The 2,179-nt window shown below is 61.6% G+C and carries 1 protein-coding gene; it reads left to right on the top strand.

Annotated elements, in window-relative coordinates; all coding sequences use genetic code 11:
• A partial coding sequence (locus ACR30Z_RS22540) for a family 43 glycosylhydrolase (RefSeq protein ID WP_434374672.1) occupies nucleotides 1–2,143 on the top strand: 2,143 nt, incomplete at its 5' end.
• Between the last annotated feature and the right edge of the window lie 36 nt (nucleotides 2,144–2,179).

Below are 2,179 nucleotides of genomic sequence, written 5' to 3'. Positions count from 1 at the left end.
CAGTTTCCGGCCCGGTCAGGACTGGCGCGATAACAACGGCAAGCTGATCCAGGCCCACGGTGGCCAGGTGGTCACGTCCAAGGATTCCGCAGGCAAGACCATCTACTACCTGTACGGCGAGGACCGGACCAACGGGTACCATTCGTCCCCGGGTGTCCATGCGTACAGTTCCTACGATTTGTATAACTGGAAGGACGAGGGCGTCGCGCTGAAGGCGATGTCTTCGGCGGATCAGTTCGCCAGCGATCCGTACTTCCAGAACCTGTACTCGGGCTACACCACCGCGCAGAAGAACGCTGTATACAGGGATCTTGGCACCGTGCGTTCGGGGGACAGGCTCCCGGCGATCCTGGAGCGGCCCAAGGTCATCTACAACGCTGCGACCAACAAGTGGGTCATGTGGGTCCACGCTGATGGTCCGACGGATCAGTACAACGTGCAGTATGCCAAAGCCAATGCCGGTGTTGCTGTTTCGGATTCGCCGTTTGGGCCGTTCCGCTACATCGACAGCTACCGGCTGCATCACGCTGACCCCTCGGACCCGACGAACAAAGCCCCGAACAATCCGGGCATGGCCAGGGACATGAACCTCTTTGTGGATGACGATGGCACCGGCTACATCATCTACTCCAGCGAAGAGAACAAGACCATGTTCATTTCCAAGCTCAACGCTGACTACACGGGTCTGTCGGCGTCGCCGGAGACGGCTGTGGAGGGCGTGGACTACCGGCGGGCCTTCGTGGACTGGTCCCGTGAATCACCGGCCATTTTCAAGTACCAGGGCCGCTATTTCATCATCTCTTCGGGAACCAAGGGCTGGGACCCGAACCCGTCCCAGTACGGCACGGCCACCAGCATGCTGGGGGAGTGGACCGGCATGGGGGATCCGTTCAGCAGTGACGTGTCCTGGAACTCGTATAATTCCCAGCCGTCCTCGGTGATCCCTGTTGATCCGGCCAATGGCAAGTTCATCTACATGGGCGACCGTTGGAACGGCGGATCGGACCAGGCCTTGGCCACCGCACCGATGGTGTGGTTGCCCATCCAGATGGGCGAAGGCGGCAAAACCCTCGCCGTGAAAACCCCCTCAGAGTGGAAGCTTGAGGATCTTGACGCGAACGCGGTCTGGAACGTCACCGGTGTTCCTGCGAGCCTGGCTGTGGGTTCAACGTTCAGTGTCAGCAACGTGACGGTCACACAGAACGGGCAGAGCACCACCCAGCCGGTGACCTGGCAGGTCAAGGGCAACACGAACACGGCCGGTGTCATCACGGCCACCGGTACCTTGCCTGGTTTCGGTAACCGGACGTTCACCCGGACCATCCCGGTGGTCCCGGAGGGTGTCCAGTACGCGGTCAACGCCGGCGGGCAGCAAACAGCTGACTGGACCGCGTTGATGGCAGCAGCAGAAGCCCAGGACGGCACCGTCCTGAACAGCGCAGCGGACCAGCCCTTCGGTGCTGACCCCGTCACGGGCAAGACCTGGGGTTATGAAAGTGAAGGCAGCGGCGTGACAGGCACCGCTGACGGCAACATCTTCACCACGCTCCGTTACGCCAAGGCCGGCAAGGACTTGAGCTACAAGTTCAACAACCTTGCCCCGGGTACCTACACGGTCTACGCCGGATACTACGATCCGTGGGCCCAATGGGATGACCGCGGAGCGAAAGTCACCGTCAACGGCGCCGTAGTCGAGGCCGATCATGACTACAGCGGGGACTACCAGTCCGCGGCCTACCAAAACATCACGGTAGGAACGGACGGGAAGCTGGTCTTCTCACTGACCCCCACCCGGGGCCCGGATGTGCAGCTGAGCTGGCTAATGATCGCCAACCCAGTCCCGGCCGCACCGCAACTGAACGTCACCGCAGTGGCCAGCACCAAATGCGTTGCCGGGAAAGTCACCGTGACCGCGCAGCTGACCAACAACGACACGAAGTCGGTCCAGGCCACCTTCACCTCGGCCTACGGAACCAAGACCATCGCTGAAGTCAAACCGGGCAAGAACGCCGTCCACGCCTTCACCACCCGCGCTGCCTCCGTACCAGCAGGTTCAGTAACTGTCGAAGCCAAAGCCACAGTCAACGGCCAACCCGTCACTGTGTCAAAGACCGCCGCCTACAACGCAGCAACCTGCAACTAACCCCACCACCGGTGGCCCGCCCCAACCGGCGGGCCA

The sequence above is a fragment of the Paenarthrobacter sp. FR1 genome (assembly GCF_051106045.1).
Lineage (GTDB): Bacteria > Actinomycetota > Actinomycetes > Actinomycetales > Micrococcaceae > Arthrobacter > Arthrobacter nitroguajacolicus_A.
The sequence above is the reverse complement of the archived record's forward strand: the minus strand, read 5'-3'. Positions and strand labels throughout refer to the sequence as shown.